The following is a 21,386-nucleotide window of genomic DNA, read 5'->3' as shown; positions in this document are numbered from 1 at the left end:
GCCCTCCAAGTGGGGGCGGTTTTTTGTGGCTTACCCGGAAGTGGGGAAGAAGAACTGTCGGCATGGTTCCAGTCCCGTGATTGTGACGGGTGTGGACCGGTTGCATTCCCAGTCCTCCCGCGTGAGGCGCAGGCGATCCGAGACAACCGGCTGGCCGTCCAGTACGTCGCGCGAGAGGCCGTCTGGCCGGTAGCCCAGCCTGCGCGACACGCCCTGGGAAGCGGCGTTGTCCTGAAAGACCTCGCTGAGGGCGGCCACCGCGCCCAGTTCGGCAAACGCCAGATGCAGCAGCGCCGCGCGGGCCTCGGTGCCAAAGCCCTGGCCGTGAAACTCCAGGCCCAGCCAGGAACTACTTCTGACCTCGCGCAGGATGGGAAAGTCGTGGCCCCGCAGCGACACCATGCCGATGGGCTGACCAGCGTGAAACACGCCCAGCCCCAGACTCCAGGCCTCTGGCCGCCACTGCCCGCGCGACAGCCAGTGTTGCTGCATGACGAACAGGGCGCGTTCCCGGGGCGGCAGGTGGGTCCAGGGCGTCAGAAACGGACGCTCGCCGGGACGGTGCAAGCCACCTGCAGCCACGTCCGCGAGGGCGGCGAGTTCCCCGTCATCCGGCGGGCGCAGTTCCAGGCGCGGCGTCCCGAGCCGCAACGCGAACAGGGGCCAGTGCCCGCTCAGGCGCGCTCCTGCTCCTGCATCAGCCGCCAGACCTGCTCAGCCGTGGCAGGCAGCGCCGTGACGCGCACGCCCGCCGCGTCCCGGATGGCGTTGGCGATGGCGGCGGCCCCCGCCGTGATGGGCGGCTCGCCCACGATGCGGGCCCCGAAGGGACCGTTCTCGGAGGGCCGTTCGACGATCACCGCGTCGATGGGCGGCACGTCGCTGGCGGTGGGAAAGACGTACTCCAGGAAATTCGGATTGGCCAGCGTGCCGCTCTCGAAGTGCTGGCCCTCGTACAGGCCCATGCTCAGGCCCTGCGCCGCGCCGCCGTGCATCTGGCCCTCGACCAGCAATGGGTTGAGGGCGTAGCCGACGTCCTGAATACACACGGCCTCCAGCGGCGTGACGTGGCCGGTGTCGGGGTCCACCCGCACCCGCATCAGCTGGGCGGTAAAGCCGGGAGCGCCACCCTTAAGGGCCGCGCGGCCCTCGGCGACCACAGGGCCGGGACCACCGGCCAGCCGCTGTCCCCGCTGCGCGAGCTGCCCCAGCGTCACGCCCTGTCCGGCCACGCCGCGCACACGGGCCTGCCCCTCAGCCAGCTCGATGTCGTCGCGGTGCGCCTCGAAATGCGAGGCCGCGAGGTCCAGCAACTGCTCGCGGACCTGCTGGCTGGCCCCCAGCACCGCGCCCGACAGGCTGATGGTGACCTGCGAGCCGCCCGAGGCCGGGGCGTACGGGCCGCTGTCGGTGGTCCCCTGAACGATCTCGACAGTTTCAGGGTCAATCCCCAGGGTCTCGGCGACGATCAGAACCATCGAGCTGTGGACCCCGCTGATGTCCACGCTGCCGACATGCAGCCGCACGGTGCCGTCGGTGTCCACGCGGCACACTGCCCCGGCCGGCGAGAAGCCCCCCGGCCAGCCGCCCACCGCCAGTCCCACCCCCTCGTGGGGCCGCGTGCCGCGCGAGCGCCACAGCGGATGCTCGCGGGCGCGTTCCAGACAGGCCTTCAGGCCGATGTCGGGCCAGGGACGCCCCGTGCCGGTGGAGTCGCCGCCTTCCACAGCATTCTGCAGGCGCAACTCCAGCGGATCGTGGCCGAGGGCGCGGGCCAGCTCATCCACGCTCGATTCCAGGGCGAACAGGGCCTGCGGGACGCCGGGCGCGCGGTACGCCCCGACCGGGGCGCGGTGGGTCAGGACTTCCAGCGTCTCGATATGCACGTTGTCGCAGCGGTACATCCCCCCCATCACGGTGGCCAGGATCCCCGCGTGCCCGAAGCGGAAGACGCCGTTCTCGATCACGGCCTGCACGTCGAGGCCGACGATCTGACCGCTTTCATCGGCCCCCAGGCGCACGCGGATGGAGGTGCTGGGGGCCGGCATGGTGGTCAGCATGTCCTCACTGCGCGAGAGAACCAGCCGCACCGGACGGTCCACGTGCAGCGCCACCGCCGCCACCAGGGCGTCGACAATGCCGTACTTCGCGCCAAAGCCGCCGCCCACGGTCATGGGCTCGATGCGCACATCGCCCTCGCGCAGGCCCAGAGCGCCGGCCACCTCACCGCGCACCGCGTACTGGCCCTGGGTGCTGGTGTAGACCGTGACCTGTCCGGGGCGCCGGCCCGGCTCGGCGACCACCGCGTGCGGCTCCAAGTAGGCCTGATGAACCCGCGCGTTGGTGTAGGTATGCTCGATCACGACGTGTGCGGCGGCCAGCGCGGCCCCGGCGTCGCCACGCGCGAAGACCCGGCGCTCGTCGACGTTCGATCTCGTCTCGTCGCCCTGCACGCTCGCCTCACCGCCGTGCAGGCTGGCCAGACTGCTGTCGGCCTGCGGCACCCCCTGGGGCCACACCAGCCGCTCGTCGGTCATGGCCTGGGCCGCGTCGTCCACGCTGTCCAGCACCTCGTAGTCGATGTCGAGCAGGGCGGCGGCGTCGGCGGCCTGGGCCTCGGTGGCGGCCACCACCACCGCGACCGGCTGACCGGCAAAGCGGACCTCGCCTTGCGCCAGCAACATGCTGGGCCGCGAGTGGGCGGTGCGCCCGCCGTTCAGGTCAGACCCGGTCAGCACGGCAGTCACCCCAGGCTGGGCCAGGGCGGCGGCGGTGTCGATGGCCCGGATGCGGGCATGAGGATAGGGCGAGAGGACGGGGCGGGCGTGCAGCATGCCGGCCAGGGCCACGTCCGCCGTGAAGCGGGCCTTGCCGCTGACCTTTTCCAGGCCGTCAATGATCCTGCGCCGTTTGCCAAGATGAACCGTGTCCTTCACGCGGACCTCCAGTGGGGTGTGTTACCGGGATTCTACGGGGTGACCGCAGCCGACACCACCAGGCCCGCAGCAGTCAGGGGGCGGGCACTGGGCTACACTCCGGCGGAATCCTTTGCACGCCCACCCCGTTCTTCCTGGAGGTTGTCCCGCCATGCCCTGTTCTGCCCCCCACCCATGACCGAGTCTGTCGCTGCCGCTTCCGGCCTCCCGCTGTCCGGCATCCGGGTGGCCGACTTTACCCGCGTGCTGACCGGGCCGTTCTGCACCATGCTGCTGGGCGATCTGGGCGCGGACGTGATCAAGATCGAGCCGCCCGGCGGCGACGACACGCGCGCCTGGGGGCCGCCGTTTCAGGAGTCGCCGGAGGGCCGTGAGTCCAGTTACTTCCTGAGCGTCAACCGCAACAAGCGCAGCGTGGAGCTGGATCTCAAGACGCCGGAAGGGATGGCCGCCGCCCGCGAACTGATCGCCACCAGCGACGTGCTGGTGGAGAACTTCCGCCCCGGCACGCTGGACCGCCTGGGCCTGGGCTGGGACGCCCTGCATGCCGCTCATCCGCGGCTGGTCTACGCCAGCATATCCGGCTTCGGCCTGTCGGGGCCGTACCGGGACCGCGCCGGCTACGACGTGATCGCGCAGGGTATGGGCGGCATGATGAGCTACAACGGCGACGTCGGTGGGCCGCCGCTGCGGGTGGGCGTGGCCGTGGCCGACGTGTTCGCCGGATCGCTGATCACCCAGGCGATTCTGGCCGCGCTGTTTCAGAGGGAGCGCAGCGGACAGGGCGAGCGGGTGGACGTGAACCTGCTGGAAAGTGTGATCGCGCTGGGGTCATCGCAGGTGGGGCGCTACCTGGCCACCGGGGAGATTCCCGTCCCGGTCGGCAATGACCACCGCAGCATCGTGCCGTACGGCACGGTGGCCTGCGGCGACGGCTTCGTGAACATCGCCGTGGGCAACGACGCGCTGTGGCGGCGCTTCTGCGTGGCGCTGGAGCTGGATGAACTGGGCGCGGACCCGCGCTTTGCCACCAACGAGGGCCGCGTGAACAACCGCGCCGAACTGGACACGCTGATGCTGGCTGGGCTGGCCCGCTACACCCGTCAGGAGATCATGGCCCGGCTGGAGCGGGCGGGCGTGCCGTGCGGCCCGGTCAACAACATGGCCGAGGTCTTCGACGACCCGCATGTGCGGGCGCGGGGCGTGGCGGTCCGGGTGGAACACGCGTCGCTGGGCCACACCACCGTGACCTCGCCGCCGTGGGAAATCGGGGGCCAGCCGCTGCCCGTCCGCCGCGCCCCGCCCACGCTGGGGCAGCACACGGCGGAGATTCTGAAGGAGCTGAAGGAATAGCCGGTCCGCAGGCCGGAGCAGCATTTCTGACTCCAGCGCTTCTTACTGCAGCGCCTTGAGCGGCCCCAGCGCCACCACGGTCAGGCGGTCCAGCGGGCACAGCCTCAGCACCTCACGCACGTCCCTGGCCGTCACGCCCGAGTAGTGGGCCACCAGCTGCTCTGTCGTCTCGGCCCGTCCGGTGGCGAGGTGCTCCATGCCCAGCGCGAACAGGCGGCCCTGTGGGGTCTCGGCGCGCAGCAGCGTGGAGACGGCCAGCTTGCGGGCGGCGCGGCGCACCGCTTCCTCGGTGATCAGTGCTCCGGCGTCGCGCAACACGGCCCGGAAGGTGTCCAGCACCTCCTGGGCCCGCTCTGGATCACAGGAGAAGCCACCCTCAAAGGCCCCGGCATCGCGGTATTCCAGGTGGGCCAGGTCGGCGCTGTCGGCCAGGCCGGTGTCCAGCAGCGCCCAGTACAGCGCGCCGTTCTCACCGCCGATCAGGTCCGCGAGCACGGCGGCGGCCTCGCGCAGCGGGTGGGTCACGCTCAGGCCAGGGGCCTCGGCGGCCACCTGCACGCGGTTCAACTCGGGATCGGTGATGACGCGCACGTGGCCGGGGTGGACTGGAATGGGGGGCGGCTCCTCGGCGGCAGGCGCAGCGGCCGCAGGCCACCCGGCCAGATGCGCGGCGGCCCACGCCAGCACCGCCTCCGGATCAAAGTGGCCGGTCAGCGCCAGCGTCACGCGGTCCGCGCCGTAGCGCCGCTGGTGGTCCTCAGCCAGCACTTCGCGGGTCAGGGCCCCCACGGTGTCTGCCGTGCCCAGCACCAGATGCCCCAGCGGGTGCGTGCCCCAGTAATCGGCCCGCAACTCGTCGATCACGCGCACGCCCGGCTGATCGGCGTACATGGCGATCTCCTCGAGAATCACGCCGCGCTCGGCCTCCAGATCATGGGCGCGCAGCGCCGGGCGCATCAGCTCGGTCAGGGTGTCCAGCAGTTCAGCGGTCTGTTCCGGCAGGCAAGCGGCGTGGTAGACGGTGGCCTCCTCGCCGGTAAAGGCGTTGGACTGGCCGCCCAGATCGTCGAGGCGCTCGTTCAGCACGCCCGCCGACAGGCGCTCGGAGCCCTTGAACATCAGGTGTTCCAGAAAATGGCTGGCGCCCATCTCGGCGGGCCGCTCGTCGCGTGCCCCGGTGTTCACAAAGTACCCGGCGGCGACGGTCTGCGCGTCAGGATCGGCCTCCAGCAGCAGGGTCAGCCCGCCCGGCAGAACGTGCCGCACCGGCCCTCTCAGGCCCTCAACCGTCCTGGAGCTCTCACTCTTCCTAGACATGGTCCGGCCCCAACGTCACCACGGTCAGCTGCGAAACGGGATCGTAACCTTCCAGAAAGCCGTTCACGCCCTCCAGGGTCAGCGCGTCCAGACCCGCACGCAGTTCGGCCAGCGGGCGGACGCGCCCGAACACGGCCACGTCCCGCGTGAGCGCCCCCACCCGCGCACGCATGGATTCTGCGCCGAAGACCACGCTGGCCCGCAGGCCGCTGCGGGCGCGGCGGAACTCGTCAGCGGTCAATCCCTGCGGCAGTCGCGCCAGTTCGGCCAGCATCACCTCCAGCGTTTCCGGAGCGCGGGCCGGTGTGCTGCCTGCGTAGGCGGTCAGAAAGCCCTGGCCGCCCAGCAACACGGGCGAGGCGCTGACCGCGTAGGCCAGCCCGCGTTCCTCGCGCACGGCGTGAAACAAGCGGCTGGCACTGCCGCCGGACAGCGCCGTCAGCGCCACCTGCCACGCCAGCCAGCGCGGATCGCCCGGCGCGATGCCGGGGGCTGTCAGACTCAGGTGGGTCTGTTCGGCGTCCTCATCGGTGACATGAACACGCCGCCCGGCCTGAAAGTCCGCCTCCGCGCGCGGCTGGCGGCCAGGGCGCAGGCTGCCCAGTGCACCCGCCACCAGATTCAGCGCCGCCTGCGGCTCCAGGTCGGCCACCAGCCCCAGCACCGCGCCCCGCTGCCCGTAAGCGTCCAGATGCGCCCGCAGATTGGCCGCCGTCAGCGCCTCCAGCCCCTCGGGCGTGCCGCTCGGCGGGTGCGCGAAACCAGCCAGTGGCGACCCGGCAGGACGCGGGAAGGCCACGCGCCGCGCCTCCAGCGCCAGCAGATCGGGCGGGCTGTCCTGCACGCCGTCCAGATCCTGCCGCGCCAGATCGGTCAAAACCGGCAACTCGGCTTCCGGCAGATCGGGGCGCAGCAGCACGTCGGCCACCAGCGCCAGCGAAGCGCCCAGGTCGTCCCGCAGACCAGAGACACCCATCCGCGTCGCCTCCGGACCCACGCCGCCGCCCCGGCGCACACCCAGATCGTCAAAGGCGTCCTGCAGGGCGCGGGCACCCCGGCCCGCCGCCCCCTTGAACAGCCACTCCTCCAGCACGCCCGAAGCCCCTTCCAGGCCGTGCGGATCGTGGGCACTGCCCACCGGAAGGCGCAGGTCAAAGGCGAAGCCCGGCCCGGCCCGGCGCTCGAAGGCCACGCGCAGGCCGCCGGGCAGCGTCCACACTTCACAGGCAGGAGGAGCTTGGGAAAGGGCAGGCATCCGGGAATTGTAGAGGGTTGTGGGCCGCGCGGTGTGGGCTGTGGGGGGATTCGGCGGGGGTGGAACGCCGGCCCCAGGAACAGTTGTGCAACTTTTCACCGATTCTTTCCTGCCCCCCGGACGGCATGCTGGGACCGTGAGGCGATTTTTTGGGCTGGTCTTTTTTCTTGCGCTGCTGGCGGGGGCGCTGTATCTGCTGTGGCCGCAGATCAGAGAAGCCCAGCGGTACGCGGCGCTGCTCTCAGCGCCCACGCCCACTGAAAACAGCCTGCCCAACCCGCTGCCGGGCCAGTCCCTGAGCGACACCTGGGGCGCGGCCCGCAGCCAGGGGCGACGGCACGAGGGCATCGACATCTTCGCCCCCAGAAACACCCCCATTCGCGCCACCACGCGCGGCATTGTGCTGAACGTCGGCCCCAACGGGCTGGGCGGGCGCACAGTGATGATCCTCGGCCCCGGCGGGCAGCGGCACTATTACGCGCACCTGGAGAACTACCCGGACCTCCAGCGGGGCGGGTGGATCGAGGCAGGCACCGTCGTCGGCTCCGTGGGGGACAGCGGCAACGCGAAGGGCACGCCGCCGCATCTGCACTACGGGATCTACACCGGCGGCGGGGCAATCAACCCCTATCCACTCCTCAAGAAGAACTGAGCCGCGCCCTCACCTCCGGCCATTCATCCGCCGTGACCGAATACATCACCGTGTCACGCAGGGTGCCGTCCTGACGGCGCTGGTGCCGCCGCAGCACGCCCTCGCGCACCGCACCCAGTTTCTCGATGGCCCGCTGAGAGCGGGTGTTCAGGTTGTCGGTCTTGAGCTGCACGCGCTGCATGCCCAGCGTTTCAAAGGCGTGGGCCAGCAACAGCAGCTTCATGCGGCGGTTGATGCCGCTGCCCATGTACCGGGGGTGCAGCCACGTCCAGCCGATTTCCAGCCCCGCGTGCGCCGCCCGGATGTCGCCGTAGCGCGTGCTGCCCGCCAGTGCGCCGTCCACCACGACGGCAAAGGGCAGCTGATCGGGGGCGTCCAGAGCGTTCTGGTAATAGGCCGCGTCTGAGGGCGAGGTGCCCATCAGGGCCAGTTCCCCCAGGCAGTCTGCCGCCAGTTCGCACAGGCCGGGAACATCTGCTTCCGCCAGGGCGCGCACGGTCAAATTGCCTTCAGTCAGGGTGGTGGCATGGTGCATGGGGCAGTTTAGGACAGGTGCGGGCTGAGGTTCACGCCCGTCACCAGCGCCGTATGGCTGCGGCGGTTCAGGCGCAGGGTGGCGAACGAGGTGTCGCCGAACTCGAACCAGCCGCGTTCCATCCGCAGCAGTTCACGCAACATGGAGTTGAGGAAACCGCCGTGCGAGACGACAAGCACCCGCTCTCCCCCACCCCGCCAGATGTGTTCCAGGGCCAGCAGGGCACGCGCCCGGATCGCCGCCTGGGACTCGCCGCCCTCGGCCGTGAACGCGTCCAGCTCGTGCCGGAAGGCGGGCATGGGGTAACGCCGTGCGGCTTCCTCGCGGCCCAGTCCGGCCAGAGGGCCGTTGTCCCACTCGCGCAACGTGTCGGACGGCGTGAGTGGGACAACCAGCGCGTCCGTGACGATACCGGCCGTCTCGGAGGCACGCGACAACGTGGAGCAATACGCAAGGTCAAAGTCGGGCGGGTGGGTGGCCCAGTATGCGGCCAGCGCCCTCGCCTGGGCCTGCCCCACCCCGCTCAGCGGCGAATCGTAGCGGCCCTCGTGAACGTCCTCGTCGTCGGCGCGGCTGCGTCCGTGGCGCAGCAGGGTCAGGTGCAGGGTGTTCACGCGGCCACCCCTGAGACACGCCTGACCACGGCCTGAATCCGAAAGGTGATACGCCTGAGCAGCTGAACCACGGTTCGGAGGGCAGGCGGTGGAACATTCCGGCCCCTCGCCGCCAGTACCTGACACAGCTGGGGATCACACGCCCACCACAGCGACTCTGGCCTGACCCACCGCACCGGACGCCCTTCCGGGCTGGCGTCCAGGCCCAGCAGACGCACCGGGTAACAGTCCGCGCCCTCGGAGAGCCGGACGGCCTCGCCCACCACCTCGCCGTGTGCGCCGCATTCTTCCCAGGCTTCGCGCACGGCGGCCTGTTGCGGGGTTTCGCCGGGGCGGATGCCTCCGCCCGGCAGCGTCCAGCCCCATGCGTCCCGCGCGGACATCAGCACCCGGCCCTCGTGTTCAATCCACGCGCAGGCGCGGCCTGTTCGTTCTTCACCCGGCGAGAGGTTGAGGAACGGTCCCGCGCTCATGCCAGCACCGCCAGCGCTTCCTCCAGGCTGGCCCCACGCTCATGCAGGGCGAGAAGAACCCCGGAGCGGTACAGTTCCCCCGCAAACGCCACGTCCTCAGGGTGCTGCGCGGCAAAACGGTTCAGGACGCGTCGTTCTCCGTCTGGACGTTCCTCTTCCCACAGCGCATGGGCCTTGAGCCGCAGCGCCAGTTGCTGAACGTCCTGCGGCGCACGGCCCACCTGAATCCGCTTGCCGGATACGTACGGATCGTCCGTCAGCAGGCGGGTGCAACCGCCCCAGGGATCAGGCGCGGCGTAGGCCACGGCGCGCACGCCGCTCATGGCGATGGCCCCGGCGCACTGCGGGCAGGGTTCCACGGTGGTCAGCACCGTCCAGCCATAGCTCTCCGGGCGCGGCGTGGCCGCCAGATTCAGCAGCGCATTGATCTCCGCATGCGCCAGATCGTGCCCGGCGATGAAACCGCCCTCCACACGGCGAGGCTCGCCCAGCCGGTTGCGCCCCCGCGCAATCACGGCCCCGTCTGCATTCACCACGCAGGCCCCAATCGGATACGAGCCGTGCTGGTACGCCTCCCAGGCTTCGGCCAGAGCGGCGTGCCAGCCGGGAGACAGGCTTTCCAGAATCCTGCTCACAGCTCCGCCCGGTAGCGCTCCACCAGATCGTCCAGCGCCTCGCGCAGCAGGGACGCCTCGGTGCGCCCCAGCGCGCCGCTCAGCTTGCTCAGACGCTCCAGCTGGCTCTTGGGGTAGTAGTTGGACTTCAGGACCATCTTGGATTCCACGTAGATGCACGCCCGGCCCCGGCCCTCACGCTTGGCCCGCAGCAGTGCCTCGTCGGCGGCGCGGTACAGCTCGGCGTACTCGCTGGCGTGGGCCGGACGGGAGGCCAGCCCCACGCTGAGGCCCAGGCTGCGCGGCCAGTGCGGATCGCGGTGAATATGAAAGTGCCGGATCATCTCGTCAAACAGAATCAGCGCAGTTTCGGCGGCACTCTCCGGTAAAATCACGGCGTACTCGTCGCCACCAATGCGCCCGATGATGCTGCCGGACGGCAGGCTGCCTGACAGTAGCCTCTCCACGGCGCGCAGCACGCGGTCTCCCTCGGTGTGACCCAGGGTGTCGTTGAGCGTCTTGAAGTGGTCCAGATCCAGCACCGCCAACGTCAGCGGAGCGGAACCCAGGCGGGCAAAGGCATCTTCAAAGGGGTTACGAGACAGAATATCCGGACGGGCCATAGACGTTCCTCCTGACTCAGAATCTAGCTATATCGGTATGACATATATATGTCATACAGAGTAGATGAGGTAGACATACGTTGTTTAGACGTGCTGGCGCACCTTGAGCGCATCAGACTCAACTTCTCGGACTGCTGCGCTTGACATTTTTAGCTTTACAGGACTATTCTCGCGTGCGGAACGGCGAAAACCCGCCAGACACCACCGGCAGGGTTACGGCCCCAAACTTCATTCGCAGGAGGAACATCCATGCTTAAACCTTTAGGTGATCGTGTGCTGGTAGAAATCGTCGAGGACACCGAGCAGAAGACGGCGGGCGGCCTGTACGTCCCCGATTCGGCCAAGGAAAAGAGCCAGCGCGGCAAGGTCATCGCCGTGGGCAGCGGCAAGATGCTGGACAACGGCACCCGCGTTCCCCTGGACGTGTCCGAGGGCGACACCGTGTACTTCGCCAAATACGGCGGCACCGAAGTCAATCTGGAAGGCAAGAACTACTCGATCCTGGCCGAGCGCGACATCCTGGCCATCGTCGAGTAAGGACGGGATAAACCCTCCACTTTTGCCCTTCAACCTCTCAAACTTTTAGACCCACTCCGAAGGAGTACTCCCCATGGCCAAACAACTTGTATTTGATGAAGTCGCCCGTCGCAGCCTGGAGCGCGGTGTAAATGCCGTCGCCAACGCCGTTAAAGTGACCCTTGGGCCCCGTGGCCGCAACGTGGTTATCGAGAAGAAGTTCGGCAGCCCCACGATCACCAAGGACGGCGTCACCGTCGCCAAGGAAATCGAGCTGGAAGACAAGCTGGAGAACATCGGCGCGCAGCTGCTGAAGGAAGTCGCCAGCAAGACCAACGACATCACCGGGGACGGCACCACCACCGCCACCGTGCTGGGTCAGGCCATCGTCAAGGAAGGCCTGCGTAACGTGGCCGCCGGCGCCAACCCGCTGGCCCTGAAGCGCGGCATCGACAAGGCTGTCCTGGTTGCCATCGAGGAAATCAAGAAGCTGGCCGTGCCGGTGGAAGACTCCGACGCCATCAAGAAAGTCGCCGGCATCAGCGCCAACGACGATCAGGTCGGCGAGGAAATCGCCTCCGCGATGGACAAGGTGGGCAAGGAAGGCGTCATCACCATCGAGGAGTCGAAGGGCTTTGACACCGAAGTGGACGTGGTGGAAGGGATGCAGTTCGACAAGGGCTTCATCAACCCCTACTTCGTGACCAACCCCGAGAAGATGGAAGCCGTCCTCGAGGACGCCTACATCCTGATTGTCGAGAAGAAGATCAGCAACCTGAAAGACCTGCTGCCCGTGCTGGAAAAAGCCGCGCAGACCGGACGCCCTCTGCTGATCATCGCTGAAGACGTGGAAGGCGAAGCGCTGGCCACCCTGGTGGTCAACAAGCTGCGCGGCACGCTGAACATCGCCGCCGTCAAGGCCCCCGGCTTCGGCGACCGCCGCAAGGAAATGCTGCGCGACATCGCCGCCGTCACCGGTGGTCAGGTTGTGTCCGAGGACATGGGCCACAAGCTGGAAAATGTCGGCCTGGACATGCTGGGCAGCGCTGCGCGCATCCGCATCACCAAGGACGAGACCACCATCGTGGACGGCAAGGGTGAGCAGAGCGAGATCGACGCCCGCGTCAACGCCATCAAGGGCGAATTGGACACCACCGACAGCGACTACGCCAAGGAAAAGCTCCAGGAGCGTCTGGCCAAGCTGGCCGGCGGCGTGGCCGTGATCCGCGTCGGTGCCGCCACCGAGACCGAACTGAAGGAAAAGAAGCACCGCTACGAGGACGCCCTGTCCACCGCCCGCTCGGCGGTTGAGGAAGGCATCGTTGCGGGCGGCGGCACCACGCTGCTGCGCATCATCCCCGCCGTCCGCAAGGCCGCCGAGAGCCTGACCGGCGACGAGGCCACCGGCGCGCGCATCCTGATCCGCGCCCTGGAAGAACCCGCCCGCCAGATCGCCGTGAACGCCGGCGAGGAAGGCAGCGTCATCGTGAACGCCGTGATCAACAGCGACAAGCCCCGCTACGGCTTCAACGCCGCGACGGGCGAGTACGTGGACGACATGGTGGCCGCTGGGATCGTCGATCCGGCCAAGGTCACGCGCACCGCGCTGCAGAACGCCGCAAGCATCGGCGCGCTGATCCTGACCACCGAAGCAATTGTCTCCGACAAACCCGAGAAGCCCCAGGGTCAGCCCCAGGGCGGCATGGGCGGCGGCGACATGGGCGGGATGGACTTCTAAGCCAGTCAGAAACAAGGGAAGCCGGGGCGTGATGCCCCGGCTTTTTTAATTTTATAAGGTCCTGGGGTAGGCTGCCTGCACAACCGCCGACCTCACAGGCGGCCCATCAGGCCCAGGCAAGACGCCGCTGTGTGAGATTTCAGTTATACAGAACGAATAATGATAATGAGGCCAGCGGTCCCGGACCGTCGCTTGTGCATCCTCGCCCGTCCCGGTCCTCTCCTCTCCTCCAGATCAAAGGTCACCTCTTGAACCATGCCTCGCCGAATCAGATTGTGGGTGCTTGTCGGCCCGTGCTGGACCGGGCGCGGGCTCTTGTGGACGCTGACCCCACGGCGGCGGTGCAGGTGCTGCAGTCGGCTTCCGGGGTGCTGGCCACCTGGCCTCTTGAGCTGCAGGGCGAGGCGCACAACATCTGGGCTCAGGGCCTGCTGGGGCTGGAGGAAGGTGAAGCCGCGCTGCACCACGCCCGGCGTGCCACTGACCTCTTTGCCGAGGCCGGTGACCTGCCGGGGCAGATTGCGGCCCTGCTGTGCCAGACCGAGGCCGAGGTCCTGTGCGAGCACTACGACCGGGTGTCCGAGCTGGGCCAGGACATCATGCATCTGCTGGCCGGTCAGCGGACAGCAGAGCTGGCCCAGGCCTTCAAGCTGCAGGGCATGGCGCTTTTCCTCCAGGGCAGGTACCGCGAAGCCAGCGCCGTCATTCTCGACGAGTCGGTGGTGCGTGAGGAACTGCAGGACCATGCGGGGTACGCCAAATGCCTGAACAACCTTGGGCTGATTCATATTGAGCTGGGCGATCTGCATCAGGCGCTGGAACATCTGGCCCGCTGTTTCGAGTACATCACCCACTGCCCGGAACCGTTGCACAGCCTGGAAAGCGCCTGCCTGATCAACATTGGCAACATCCACCAGATCGGGCACGAATACGACCGGGCAACTGAGGCCTTCGGCCAGGGCATGGCCGCCGCCCAGCAGGCCGGGGACACCGCCAATGAAATTGCCGGGCTGACCGGTCTGGGGCTGATCGCCAGAGACCGCGGGCAGCACAAGGACGCCCTGCATCTGCTGCTTCAGGCCCTGCGGCTGGCCCAGGCCAGTGGACGCCGCTACAACGAGGCGGAAACCCTGGACAACCTGGGACAGATTTACGCCGGAATGGGACAGCGGGCACTGGCGCTGGAGACGTTCGGGCAGGCGCTGGACCTGTCCCGGGAACTGGGCGCCCTGCCCAGCGAACAGAATGCCCTGATGCACCTGGCCCTTGTGCAGGCAGAGGGCGGCGAGCTCGAGCAGGCGGCGGCCCACTTTGAGCTGGCCCTGGCCTGCGCCCGGCAAAGCGGCAGTGAGCGCGCCGCACTGGAGATTCACGATCACCTGGGGGAAGTCCTGCAGCGGCTGGGCCGCTTCGAGCAGGCCGCCCTGCAACTCAGGGAAGCCCTGGCCCTGGAACGGGGCCTGCACAATCAGGACCGGCAGGAGACCTTCCTGAACCTGACCGCCCAGCTGGAAGTGGAGCGGGCCCGGCATCAGGCCGAAACCTACCGCCTGATGAACCAGACCTCGCAGCAGGCCCGTGCCGAGGCCGAACTGGAGGTTCAGCAGCGGACGGCCGATCTGGAACTGGCCCAGCGCGAGATCATCTCGCGCCTGGGTCTGGTGGGTGAGTACCGCGACGACAAGACGGGTAGCCACACGCAGCGGGTTTCTCAGCTGGCCGCTTCCCTGGCTCAGGCCATCGGACTGACCCCCACCGAGGTGGAACTGGTGCGGCTGGCCGCGCGGCTACACGACATCGGCAAGATTGCGGTTCCCGATGTCGTTCTGCTCAAGACCGACAGACTGACAGCCGAAGAGTTCACCATCATGAAACACCACACGACCATCGGGGCGCGTGTGCTGGAAGGCGGCCAGTCCGACCTGATGCGGATGGCCGAGCAGATCGCCCTGACGCACCATGAGCGCTGGGACGGCAGCGGGTATCCCCAGGGCCTGCAGGGCGACAGCATTCCCCTGATGGGCAGAATTGTGGCCATCGTGGATGTCTGGGACGCCCTGACGACCGAACGGCCCTACAAGAAAGCCTGGTCCAGGGAAGAGGCCTGGCGGGAAATGGCCGAGCAGTCCGGCAAACACTTCGATCCCTACCTGATCGAGGTGTTTCTGGGCATGATCGCCGGCTCCTTTCACTCGGATTCCGAGGTCCCGCCCGCTGTGGGCGCACAGGCCCTGAACCCATCCGAGCAGCTGAAACCCGCCGACACCGCGTTTGACGCGAGGCCCAGCGTACCGGCGCACGTGATCCAGCACGTGGGGGTCCTGAACGAGTCGGCGTGGCAGATGCGGCGGGCAGAGCCGGCCGAGAGTCTCCGTGAGGCGCGCGAGGCCCAGCTGATCTCCGAGCAACATGACCACCATCTGGGACTGGCCTATGCCCTGCGGACCCTGGGCTTCCACGACATCCTGCTGTCCGAATTCAAGCCCGCGTTGACCAAGGTTGATCAGGCCGTGTCTATTGCACAGGCCTATGGCGACCTAGCCCTGGAGCGCGATTGTCAGAACCTGCTGGGCAACGTTTACCGCGTCATCTACAACACGGAGCGGGCCATCGAATGTCTGCTTGAAGCAATGGAACTGTCCAGGCGACTCGACGATCTGGCGGGCGAGGCCAACGCCCTGATGAACCTGGGTGTGGTGGCATCATCCCGCCTGAAGGACCTGGACAAGGCCCTGTCGTACTACCAGCAGGCCTACGAAGTTTTCGACAAGGCTGGCAATGCGCCGGCCCAGGTGGCCTGCCTGTACAGTATTGCCGACGCCCATCAGGAGCTGGGTCAGTTTGCACAGGCCCAGGCGTACGGCGAGCGGGCCGCCCAGGGCAGTATCGACGGCGGGGATACACTTCATCAGGCGCTGTCGGTCTCGGTAATTGCCCGGGCCCTGGATGGACAGGGCCACACGGCGCAGGCCACAGCGCTGCACCAGCAGGCGCTGGAACTTTTGCAGGCGCCGCAGCTGGATATGCCCGAGCCGCTGGCCTGGGTGCAGTTGTATTCCGCCTCCAACCTGGAGGCGGGCGGCGCCGTTCAGGAGGCCTGGAGCCTGTACGAACAGGTGCTGACCAACAGCCAGCAGTTCGCATGGCCGGAACTTGCCGTGCTGGCCCACCACAAGCTGACGGTCCTGCACAAGGGCCGCGGCGATATGGAACGCGCCATGATCCATCTGGAGGGCGAGCGAGAAGTCCAGCGGCAATTGCTTGAGGAAGAGATGGCCATGAAAACCCGGGCGCTGATGGTGCAGTACGAGGTGGACCGGGCCGAATCCGAGGCGAAGCTGTACAAGCTGCGCTCGGTGGAACTGGCCAGTGCCAATGTGGCGCTGGAACAGGCCAACCGGGAGAAGAGCGCGCTGGTGGCGGCCCTGCAGGAACAGTCGCTTGTGCTGGAACGCCAGCTGCGCGACGACAGCCTGACCGGCGTCTTCAACCGCCACCACATCGAGACGATCCTGGCGCGTGAATTTGATCAGCACCGGGCCGAGGGCCGCGTCCTGTCGCTGATCATGCTTGACGTGGACCACTTCAAACAGGTCAACGACAGGTTTTCCCATCCCGTTGGGGACGAGGTGCTGCGCCAGCTGGGTGCCCGGCTGCTGTCCTCGTGCCGCTCCTCAGACGCGCCTGGGCGCTACGGCGGCGAGGAATTCGTGCTGGTGCTGCCAGACACCCCCCTGCCCCAGGCCGTCGCGGTCGCCAGACGCCTGCGCGCCGCCGTTGAGCAGACCGACTGGCCGGCCCTCGCCCCGGGCCTCCGCGTGACCCTCTCGCTGGGGGTGGCCACCAATGAAGGGTTGCCCAATTTCGAGCGACTGGTGGCCCAGGCGGACGAGAAGCTTTACGAGGCCAAACGGGACCGCAATTGCGTCGCTTTCTGAGCGGTCCCTGCCGCAAAATTCATCCCGAATCCAGGCCCCCCATCTGGGGGGTCTTCCCATACCAAGGTCCAGCCACCCGGTCTCAATCGGGCCACGTCGCATCACACTACTCCTCATCAAATGATTAAAGAAGAAAAGTGTAAGATTTTCTGCTCATGCTGTGGATTAGTTCACAGCGTCTTTTCCCCTGCCATTCCGTTCTCCGCTGTGACTTCGCCGACCGCCCGTCGCCACTCACACAAGGAGCTCTCATGGTCCCTCAATCCCGCAACCGGTTCTACCTCAGCCTGACCGCAGCCACCCTGACTGCGGCCCTGCTGGCGTCCTGTGGTAGCCAGCCAAACCAGCCGCCGAACAGTCAGGCCACGCTCACGACCCAGAAGGTCACCAGCACCCCGGACCTGCCCAAGAACTACAAGTACCTGCACACCCTGAGCATTCCGGCCAGCGTGTCCAGGGCCAGCCTGCAGAAGATGTATGGCGGATACATCGTTGCCTACCACCCCGAAACGGGCAACGCCATCATCGCCAACAACAACCTTTCCAAGGGCAGTTACGACAGCGAAGGAGTGGAGGTCAATTCCAGGTCCTTTAACATCAGCGTGCAGGGGTTCAGCACCTGGGCCACCGGGTTCAGCACCTGGGCCACTGGATTCAGCACCTGGGCCACTGGATTCAGCACCTGGGCCACTGGAACCAGCGCACTCACCATGGCCACGACCTTCAGCCAGAATGTCCCGGCCTGGAACATGATCCAACTCAGTCAGGCACAGTCGTTGGTCCCGGAACTGGGTCAGGGCGTGAAGGTGGCGGTGCTGGATACCGGTTTTGACCTGAGCCACCCTTCCTTCCAGGGCAAGCTGGACATCAGAAATGCCAAGGACTTTATTGACGGCGACAATGTGCCCCAGGAAGGCGGCGCGCAGTTTGACGGCTATGGGCACGGCACGGCCGCTGCCAGCATCGTTTTGCAGATCGCGCCTAAGGTCACGATCCTGCCCATCCGGGTGCTGGACGCTGACGGCAACGGTGACACCAGCACGATTGCCAGCGCGATTGATTACGCCGTCTCGGCAGGGGCCGAGGTCATCAACCTCAGCCTGGGCAGCAACGTCAACACCAGCGTCTTGAATACGGCCATCCAGAATGCCGTCAACAAGGGCGTCGCCGTGATCTGCGCGTCGGGCAATACGGGCAACACCGCTGTGCTGTTCCCGGCAGTCAGGGCAGACACGACCACCGTGCAGGGCTACGGCTCGGTCGGGGTGGGGAGCGTGGGCACCAATTTCCTGAAGTCCAGCTTCAGCACCTATGGTGCAAACCTGGAAATCACCGCGCCCGGCGAGAACCTCGTCGCCGCCTTCCCTGGCTCACAGATCGCCAGCGTGACCGGCACCTCGTTCTCGACCCCGGTGGTTTCGGGCATCGTGGCCCTGGCCCTGTCCACAGGCGCGCCCAACACCACGGCCAGAGAAATTTCAGCTATATTAACGAATCTTAATAGTTCTGCCACTGCGCCTCGCGACCCCCTGTTTCTCTTGGGACTGGGTTACGGCACGGTGAACGCCTACTCCTTCATCAAGAATTACCGCTAGGAGCCCAGAAGATATGAAGCACACCCATTATCTCCTCCCGATCCTGACCGGAGCCTTGCTGGCCTCCTGTGGCACCACCCCCGTCACCACGCCCCAGGCGTACAGCGCTGGCAGCAGCCTGCAGGCCCAGGGTGGCACCACTGAAGAACCCACCATGAAGTCAGCGGCCGCAAGCGGCCGGATCGGCGCCTGGGCCAAGGGCAGAATCGGCGCCTGGGCCAAGGGTCTGGACAGCAGCACGGTTGCCAGCGGCGTTCCCAACACCTTCAGCGAGAACGCGGCGGCGTGGAAGCTCATTAAACTGCCCGAAGCCCAGGCCATGGCCCCCAACCTGGGCCGAGGTGTGGTTGTGGCCGTGATCGACACTGGCCTGGACGTGTCGCACCCCGTCTTTGCTGGTCACCTGACGGCCCCCGAAAGCTGGTACGACTTCGTGGGACAGGATACCGATCCGAGCGATGTCTCCAGCTCTGGCGGCGACCTGTATGGCCACGGCACGGCGGTGGCCAGCCTGGTGTTGCAGGTGGCTCCTGAAGCCAGGATTCTGCCCATCCGCGTTCTGAACGCAACAGGCGGAGGGACCGTTAAAAACCTTGCCGCCGGGGTGGACTGGGCCGTCAAGCAGGGCGCACAGGTGATTAACCTGTCGGTCGCGTCCGGTGTGGACGGCGAACTGAGTCTGGCGCTCGAGCGCGCCGCCGCACAGGGCATCTATATCACCCTCGCCGCAGGAAACGAGGGCTTTCAACAGGTCGCGTACCCGGCACGCAACACGACCAAGGAGGACAGTATGCTCGGCCGGTACGGCGTGAACGCCGGGGCCGTGAGCCCGGACATGGCCCTGGCCGACTGGTCCAACTACGGCAATACCCTGGAGCTTGCCGCGCCGGGCGTGGACCTCGCCACCGCCGTTCCGAATGGGGAGTACGCCGTGGTCAACGGCACCTCGTTCGCAGCGCCGGTGCTGAGCGGCACGCTGGCCCTGGCGCTGGGCGAGTCTTACAGCCCCACCCTCAAGGGTCAGCTGGCCCTGATGATGAATACCACGGCCACCGACATCACACCCGCCAACCGCGGGCTGACCCGGGGCAAAAGCAACATTCTGGGCAACGGCGTGGTCAACGCCTGGCTGTTCATGAAAAAAGTCCTGCGATAACCTGCCCGGAGTGACGTGGAAAGGGCCTTCCCGGTCTCTCCCCGCTTTCTTTGAGCCCCCCACCTCCAGAGGGTGGGGGGTTTTTGACTGCCGGTGGCCCAGGCACCCACAGCGCGGACTCAGCCGGGGGCATCGGCGGATCCCGGTCTGCCCCACATGCCAATAATCGCTCAGCCTTCTCACGCTATGCTGTCCGGAACAATGTCAACGCTGGCTCAGACCTACACGCTGTGGCTCAGCTGCGCCGGCGTCCTGGCCCTGATGACCGCCGCCGTGGCGTGGCGGCGCCGTGAGGTTCCGGGGGCGCTGGGGCTGTTTGCCTATCTGCTTATGGTGGCGTTCTGGACCCTGACCTACGCGGCGCACTGGAGCAGTTCAGGGCCGCTGTGGCCGCAGGTGTGGCTGCTGGCCAGCTTTGTGGGGGCGGTCTCCAGTCCGGTGTGCGTGTGGCTGCTGACGCGCCTGCTCACGGCCCCGGCCCGCAGGGTCAGGTGGCCGGAATGGACGGCGGTGCTGGCCGTCAGCCTGATCACGGTCGCCCTGATGATCACGAATGATCCGCACGGCCTGCTGTTCGGCCCGGTTGCCGGGCTCCGCACGGCCCATACCCTGCTGAATGGTGGCCCGTGGTTCACGGTGGTGGTGGCGCACGGGTATGTGTTGATTCTGCTCAGCGTCATCCGCCTGATCCGGGCCCGGCAGGAGTCGGTTGGGCTGTACCGCCAGCAGGTCAGCTGGGTGCTGCTGGGCCTGACGGTGCCGTGGGCCGGTAGCTTCGTGGGGGTGGTGTGGGGGCCGGTGTTTCCGGGGCTGGACATCACGCCCATGTCGTTTCTGGTGACGGGCGCGGTTTTCATGTACGCCGTGCTGGGGCTGCGCCTGTTCGATCTGGTGCCGGTGGCGCGGCACCGGCTGATCGAGCAGCTGCCGGACGGCGTCGTGGTGCTGGACCAGCGAAGGCGCGTGCTGGACATGAACCAGGCAGCACGCCGGATGGTGGAGACGCAGGTCCATTCGCCGCTGGGCCTGCCGGCCTCCGAGGTGTTCGCGCACTGGAGCGCGGCGCTGCACGACCTGCGTGACCTGGGCGACCAGCAGCTTCGGCTGGCGCTGCCGGGGGACCGCCACCTGGAGGTGCGGGTGTCGAGCCTGAGAGACGACCAGCAGGTGGTTCAGGGCCACATGGTGGTGTGGCGCGACGTCACCGAGCAGCAGCGGGCCGAAGCCCAGATTCAGGCCGCCCACGAGGAACTTCAGCAACGCTTCCTGGAAATTCAGCGCCTTCAGGTGCAGCTCAGAGAGCAGAGTCTGCGTGACCCCCTGACCGGGCTGCACAATCGCCGGTATCTCCAGAAGCAGCTGGGCCTGCTGGCCACTGACCCGGAGGCGGCGTACAGCGTCCTGATCTTTGACCTCGACCACTTCAAGGTCATCAACGACACCTACGGGCATGCAGGCGGCGACCGGGTCCTGCAGGAGGTGGCCGCCCTGCTGCAACGGCGCTTCGGGGAACAGCACACCCTGTGCCGTTACGGAGGCGAGGAATTCGTGATGCTGCTGTCCGGTCCCCCGGCAGCCCAGGTCCAGCAGGTGGCCGAGAGCATCCGGCGCGACATCGAGGACCTCACTATTTCTCATGATGGGCAGACCCTCAGAATCACGGCGTCGTTCGGGGTGGCCACCTCAGCGGAACACGGACCCGCCCCCGAGCAGGTCCTGCTGGCGGCCGACCGCGCCCTGTACCTGGCCAAGGGGGAGGGCCGCAACCGGGTCGGCGTGAACCCCGGCCCCGGCCAGGGGTTCACGCCGGTGGGTCTGGCAGCCCTGGACTGATCCACTGGGCCGCCCATGCCGAAGCTCGGCAGAGACCCCCTACGCCGGCCAGCCAGCCGTCGAATGCCGCCGCGCTGCGTTCCTCGTTGTCACCGGCCCTGGCGTCGTGGATCAGATCGTGGCCCCACACCGCCAGGGCCAGCGCCAGGGAGCACCCCGCACACAGTCAACGCGTCCTGCACGGCGTTGTGGCAGGCCCGCCCCGGTGCGTCGTGGTGCGGCTGGGCAAAGGCCTCGG

General features: G+C 67.3%; 17 protein-coding genes. 8 read left to right on the top strand and 9 right to left on the bottom strand.

The window, feature by feature from the left end; translation table 11 throughout:
* Nucleotides 1-30: 30 nt before the first annotated feature.
* Nucleotides 31-651, bottom strand: coding sequence for a GNAT family N-acetyltransferase (locus IEY31_RS12155; protein WP_229723558.1), 621 nt, complete (start codon nucleotides 649-651; stop codon nucleotides 31-33).
* A 23-nt stretch (nucleotides 652-674) separates the two neighbouring features.
* A complete protein-coding gene (locus tag IEY31_RS12150) occupies nucleotides 675-2,936 on the bottom strand; it encodes a xanthine dehydrogenase family protein molybdopterin-binding subunit (RefSeq protein WP_188972337.1) in 2,262 nt (753 codons plus the stop codon).
* A gap of 174 nt (nucleotides 2,937-3,110) precedes the next feature.
* Here IEY31_RS12150 and IEY31_RS12145 point away from each other — a divergent pair, with 174 nt between their 5' ends.
* Entirely contained in the window at nucleotides 3,111-4,289 is a 1,179-nt protein-coding gene (locus IEY31_RS12145; protein ID WP_188972335.1) for a CaiB/BaiF CoA transferase family protein, read from the top strand.
* A gap of 42 nt (nucleotides 4,290-4,331) precedes the next feature.
* Here the strand turns inward: IEY31_RS12145 and IEY31_RS12140 are convergent, their stop codons facing one another.
* Nucleotides 4,332-5,606, bottom strand: coding sequence for a M16 family metallopeptidase (locus IEY31_RS12140; protein ID WP_188972333.1), 1,275 nt, complete (start codon nucleotides 5,604-5,606; stop codon nucleotides 4,332-4,334).
* A complete protein-coding gene (locus IEY31_RS12135) occupies nucleotides 5,599-6,861 on the bottom strand; it encodes a M16 family metallopeptidase (RefSeq protein ID WP_188972331.1) in 1,263 nt (420 codons plus the stop codon). The genes IEY31_RS12140 and IEY31_RS12135 overlap by 8 nt, the downstream gene beginning before the upstream one ends.
* 136 nt (nucleotides 6,862-6,997) lie before the next feature.
* Here IEY31_RS12135 and IEY31_RS12130 point away from each other — a divergent pair, with 136 nt between their 5' ends.
* Nucleotides 6,998-7,513 carry a M23 family metallopeptidase gene (locus IEY31_RS12130; protein WP_188972330.1) on the top strand — a complete coding sequence of 172 codons (516 nt, stop codon included), beginning with the start codon at nucleotides 6,998-7,000 and terminating at the stop codon, nucleotides 7,511-7,513.
* Here IEY31_RS12130 and IEY31_RS12125 read toward each other — a convergent pair.
* From IEY31_RS12125 to IEY31_RS12110, 5 genes are read right to left on the bottom strand one after another with little or no spacing between them, the layout of a single operon-like run.
* Nucleotides 7,500-8,048, bottom strand: coding sequence for a GNAT family N-acetyltransferase (locus IEY31_RS12125; RefSeq protein WP_188972327.1), 549 nt, complete (start codon nucleotides 8,046-8,048; stop codon nucleotides 7,500-7,502). The genes IEY31_RS12130 and IEY31_RS12125 overlap by 14 nt on opposite strands.
* A gap of 8 nt (nucleotides 8,049-8,056) precedes the next feature.
* On the bottom strand, nucleotides 8,057-8,662 hold the full coding sequence (locus IEY31_RS12120; RefSeq protein ID WP_229723556.1) for a histidine phosphatase family protein: 606 nt from the start codon (nucleotides 8,660-8,662) through the stop codon (nucleotides 8,057-8,059).
* Nucleotides 8,659-9,135 carry an NUDIX hydrolase gene (locus IEY31_RS18700; protein WP_229723555.1) on the bottom strand — a complete coding sequence of 159 codons (477 nt, stop codon included), beginning with the start codon at nucleotides 9,133-9,135 and terminating at the stop codon, nucleotides 8,659-8,661. Before IEY31_RS18700 ends, IEY31_RS12120 begins: the two co-directional genes overlap by 4 nt.
* Entirely contained in the window at nucleotides 9,132-9,770 is a 639-nt protein-coding gene (locus IEY31_RS18695; RefSeq protein ID WP_229723554.1) for a nucleoside deaminase, read from the bottom strand. The genes IEY31_RS18700 and IEY31_RS18695 overlap by 4 nt, the downstream gene beginning before the upstream one ends.
* Nucleotides 9,767-10,372: a GGDEF domain-containing protein gene (locus IEY31_RS12110; RefSeq protein ID WP_188972325.1), complete on the bottom strand. Its 606-nt coding sequence runs from the start codon at nucleotides 10,370-10,372 to the stop codon at nucleotides 9,767-9,769. Before IEY31_RS12110 ends, IEY31_RS18695 begins: the two co-directional genes overlap by 4 nt.
* Before the next feature lie 249 nt (nucleotides 10,373-10,621).
* Here IEY31_RS12110 and groES point away from each other — a divergent pair, with 249 nt between their 5' ends.
* The 6 genes from groES to IEY31_RS12080 all read left to right on the top strand — a co-directional run bounded on the left by groES (nucleotide 10,622) and on the right by IEY31_RS12080 (nucleotide 21,148).
* Entirely contained in the window at nucleotides 10,622-10,909 is a 288-nt protein-coding gene (gene groES / locus IEY31_RS12105; protein ID WP_188972323.1) for a co-chaperone GroES, read from the top strand.
* 73 nt (nucleotides 10,910-10,982) lie between these two features.
* A complete protein-coding gene (gene groL, locus IEY31_RS12100) occupies nucleotides 10,983-12,626 on the top strand; it encodes a chaperonin GroEL (protein ID WP_188972321.1) in 1,644 nt (547 codons plus the stop codon).
* A 317-nt stretch (nucleotides 12,627-12,943) separates the two neighbouring features.
* The gene (locus IEY31_RS12095; protein WP_188972319.1) at nucleotides 12,944-16,564 is read left to right on the top strand and encodes a diguanylate cyclase; all 3,621 of its coding nucleotides are present in this window, start codon (nucleotides 12,944-12,946) and stop codon (nucleotides 16,562-16,564) included.
* Nucleotides 16,565-16,815: 251 nt separating this feature from the next.
* Nucleotides 16,816-18,159 carry a S8 family peptidase gene (locus tag IEY31_RS12090; protein WP_188972318.1) on the top strand — a complete coding sequence of 448 codons (1,344 nt, stop codon included), beginning with the start codon at nucleotides 16,816-16,818 and terminating at the stop codon, nucleotides 18,157-18,159.
* Between the two features lie 13 nt (nucleotides 18,160-18,172).
* Nucleotides 18,173-19,315, top strand: coding sequence for a S8 family peptidase (locus IEY31_RS12085; protein ID WP_188972316.1), 1,143 nt, complete (start codon nucleotides 18,173-18,175; stop codon nucleotides 19,313-19,315).
* A 201-nt stretch (nucleotides 19,316-19,516) separates the two neighbouring features.
* Nucleotides 19,517-21,148: a histidine kinase N-terminal 7TM domain-containing diguanylate cyclase gene (locus IEY31_RS12080; RefSeq protein WP_188972314.1), complete on the top strand. Its 1,632-nt coding sequence runs from the start codon at nucleotides 19,517-19,519 to the stop codon at nucleotides 21,146-21,148.
* The last annotated feature ends 238 nt before the right edge of the window (nucleotides 21,149-21,386 follow it).

Source organism: Deinococcus aerolatus (assembly GCF_014647055.1).
Lineage (GTDB): Bacteria > Deinococcota > Deinococci > Deinococcales > Deinococcaceae > Deinococcus > Deinococcus aerolatus.
Note: the sequence above shows the minus strand (reverse complement) of the source record. Positions and strands in the feature narration are given on the sequence as shown.